This window comes from Acidiphilium sp. (assembly GCF_049977125.1).
GTDB lineage: Bacteria > Pseudomonadota > Alphaproteobacteria > Acetobacterales > Acetobacteraceae > Acidiphilium.
The window spans coordinates 1-3,913 of record NZ_JBMFGY010000212.1 but is presented as its reverse complement, the minus strand read 5'-3'; the positions used below and the strand labels follow the sequence as shown (position 1 = coordinate 3,913).

The following is a 3,913-nucleotide window of genomic DNA, read 5'->3' as shown; positions in this document are numbered from 1 at the left end:
TAGATTGGATGAGCGTGGTCCGGAATTATGCTTATATTGAATGTCGCAGAATCAAAATTATGGAAACTGGTTACGGTATTTGTAGGTTAGGCCGCAATATTGGGTTTTTAGCCGATCGCTGCAGAAAGTCTCGTATAGATACCGATTGCTCGTTACTCGTCCGATCAAAACGATGAGCCTACGGTAGTGACCAGCCTTGGCAAAACCGCCCTACGACCGAACAGCCCGATACACCCCGTTATCCAGCGGTCGAAAGGGATCGTGGGGGATCGCCTATTTGTCCAACAAAAAGCCCGGGACGACTCAGAACTTGGCACCGACGCTGGCATAGATCGCCCGCCCGGGTGCCGGTAGAGCCAGAACCTGACCGGCACCAACCGATGCACCCGCACCCGCGCCGCTCCCATACAGGCCGCCTGCGGACACATATTCGAAAGGATTGTATTTCAACCCCGCCAAATTATCGATCTCGAGCTGAACCGTCAGAAGCTTCAGACGTCCCCCCAATCCGTGCACCGGAACATAGGCCTTTGCAGACACGTTGATGACCCCGTAAGGCGCGATCCCAAGATTGCTGGTGATATTCTGGCTGTCATCATACATTTTCTGTGCGCCGACATATTGGTAGACAATGCGCGGTTCAATCAGCGTCGATCCGGCAAAGACCTTGTAATATGCGCCGACATTGAACGTCATATTCGGGGTGTAGGAAACAGGCACACCATGGACCGTGCCTGCGGCATTCGTGAAATCCTTGAAAAAGGCATGGGTAAACGCCGCATTCGCAAAGACATGCAAATTGTCGACCGGAGATCCATCGGCGTAGATGTTCGCGCCGTTATACACGGACGACCCGAACGCGATCAGCGAGCCGAAACTTGCCAGTGCCGTCGGCAGGGTTTCATGGGAAAATGCCAGATGATAGAGATTGGCACCCGCCGAAATGTCATGCGCCATGCCGATCCGGTCCCAATGCAGCTTGGCGCCAATCTGGTAATCATCACCCTGTTCAAGCTCGACGTTGGAAGCCGCGATCGCAACATAAGGTCCGACCCCGCCCCCGTTTTCCGGCTCCCGATAAGCCCGCGCATAACTCCCATAGATCGCGAGCCACGGTTGAACCCGCCAATTGATGCCGAGCGAGGGTTCAAAACGTGAGAACGTCTTGCCCGCCGCTGTCGGCGGAAAATTCACCGCGGCCTGATCCCCGCCCGGATTGAGGACATAGGCCTCCGGAAACGTCACCGATTCATCGGGCGTGAAATCGATCGAGTAATTGATGAAACGAACCCCCGGCGTAATCGTGAGATTCGGAAGCGGGCTGATCGCATCCTGCACGAACGCGGCGCTATCGATCTGGCGGAACGTATCGCTGAAATAAGGGCCATTGGGTACCGAAGCCGAGCCGACCGCGGTCGTCGGGAAGGGTGCGCCGGCAAATCCCAGATTCGGATTCCACAGATCCTCCTGCGAATGGTATTTGCTCACCTGCAGAAACCCACCAACATCGATATCATTATACGCCGGTTTGAGATTGAACCATAATTTATCGCCGAACACCCGGCTATAGGGTGAGTTGGTCTCCTCAAGCGTAGTGCTGCCGGGCGCATAATCGTGCAACGGGGTCAGATGCAGGCGTGATTCGCGCACGAAGTAGGTCAGGTTGTGGAACGTCGTGATCGAATTCAGATCGAGCGTGAGTTTGCCGTAGGCGAGCGCGATCTGGTTGCGATCGACCTTGCGGTTCACCGAACCCGGCAGAGCGGTATAATACCCCGTGGTCGCTTCACTGTACGGCGTACCCGGTTGCTCGAATCCGTTGATCGACACGCCGGGGATCGGCGTCAGCGGAATCGCAAGCGGCCGATACGCCGAACTGCGCGCCGTGTAGCCGCCGATACTGAAACTGCCGCCGTCAAAATTCCGTTTTGTCTTGAACAGATAGGCGTAGTTGTTATTCCCGTTGGCGAAACCATCCGGCGCCTTCAGAAAACTGTCGGCACTGCCGATACCGCCCGCGAACACGGTCTCCCACCCGTCGTAAAGCCCGGTCTGAAGCCGGAAGGTGATGTTCTTGGTATTGAAACTGCCATAGGTGCCGGTGATCTCGGCACTCGGATGAGCGCTCGGCTGCACCGGCACGAAATTCAAGCCGCCACCGATATTGGTATACCAGCGATCGAGCGGCTGCCCCGGCCCGTAAGTCACCCCGATCGACTGAATCAGGGAGGTTTGCGGAATGAGGGTGGATTGCCAAAGACCGTTGCCAGGATTGACCATCGGAACACCGTCGAACGAAACGCCGATGCTGCCGTTATCGGCATTGCCACCCGAAAACCCGGCCCAGCCAGTCTTGACCCCGTCAATCGAGATCGATGCCTTGCTGACGCCGTTAGCCCCGTAGGTCGACACATTGACACCCGGCGCGAACGCGAGGGCTTTTGCCACGCCACCAACCGCGCCGGCGGCGTCGATCTCGCGCCGGTTCAGCACCTTCGTCGTGGAACTGGATTTGAAAACCGCCTTTGGCGAAAGCTGAGCGGCCTCAACGTCCGAGGTGGTCGGCACCAACCCGGTTGCACTGACCGTCCCCGCGATGAATCCACCCGTCGGCCCGGACGACTGCGGTGGAACTACCTGCGCCCACGCAACGACCGGCGTCGAGGCCAACAGGAGGGCACGGAGCCCACGTGTTTTTTTCATGTTTCGTACCCAGACCAATGTTGATTGGGTTTTCGTCATCCTTGGCCAGGATCGCTATCGCAGATTGATGACAGTTCGGAGACTTTTGTGTTACATCCTCAAGTGCACCCATTATCCGCAACAGCTACCGCTATCTTGGCCTTCTATTTTTGACGAACACGTTTGTCGCTCTGTTTAGGGGATCCGCATGCCGAGAAATTCCGAAAATTGGTCTCGACGCAATCGATAGTGCTCACATGGTTCTTGTGTTTTGCTGCGAATGCGGGGTTTTTGCAGACACTGCGAGCGCTAGTGCATTCGTTAATTTGGTCTCGATCGCATGTCAGTTTCGTCGCCATGGCTTCATTGGAAAACGCTGAGTGATTTCATGCCCACTCATGCGGGGTTATCACATCAGCAATCTCAAGCCCGAGTTCCGAAGGGATCAATGACCCCCCCTTTTCAAAAGTTCGAAATCCCTGACATTGCGGGTGGCTGCGACGAGATTGTCGACGATCGCACTCGCAGCTATCAAGCCGTCTTCGTCGAGCTCGGAGCTCTGCCGGTGCATCAATTTCGCACATCTCCGGAATACCGACGCTCTGATCGGCACGTCGTTGTGTGATTCTGCAACCTGATCGAGCCAGATCTCTACTCACCATTCCCCTCATTTCGTAGTCGGCATGAAATTGCCGAATATGCCGCTGCCGCGCAGCATTTCCGTGAACCGCCGCATCAGGGGCAGTAGCCGATGCTTCGGCATGTTCGGGATCAATTCATAGAGCATGCACCCCTGACGGAACAACGAGTGTGAGCGGGTCTTCGATGTGTTGGACTTGAGCTGTCGATCCATTCCCAGGCTCTCGCCTGCCGTCCCGAGCATGGTCAGCAGCGCCATCGCAAACGCGCTGATCAGCAGCAGCCGATCGCGCCGTTCCGGTTCGGCGATGCGGATCTCGGCCATTCCCATCCCAAAACGCAAATCCTTGACGTCTCTGAAGCTGGGTTCGATTGTCCAGCGCCGAGAATATTGCTTGATCAATGTCCCTGCAGACGCCACGGCGTCACTGCTCGCCAGGCACCATGGCTCCTTCATGTCACGCGCATGTACGCACACCACGGCACCGACCTGATAGGCGTGCGAGGCGGTGACGCGCGCACCACGCAGTTTGCGCGCCCGGCCTGATTTGCCGACCCAGTCCGCCGCGGTTCGCGTCTCGCCTGCGGCATC

1 protein-coding gene and 1 pseudogene are annotated in these 3,913 nt (G+C 56.8%); both read right to left on the bottom strand.

The features are described from left to right. Positions 1-303: 303 nt before the first annotated feature. Complete coding sequence (locus ACP5E6_RS16855) at positions 304-2,703, bottom strand: TonB-dependent receptor (protein WP_427956115.1); 2,400 nt, start codon at positions 2,701-2,703, stop codon at positions 304-306. Between the two features lie 646 nt (positions 2,704-3,349). Further along, positions 3,350-3,913, bottom strand: a pseudogene (locus ACP5E6_RS16850) (IS4 family transposase); the annotation flags it as partial.

Coding starts and splice junctions, on each gene's coding strand:
- ACP5E6_RS16855 (WP_427956115.1), bottom strand. CDS start 2,703: ATGAAAAAAACACGTGGGCTCCGTGCCCTCCTGTTGGCCTCGACGCCG.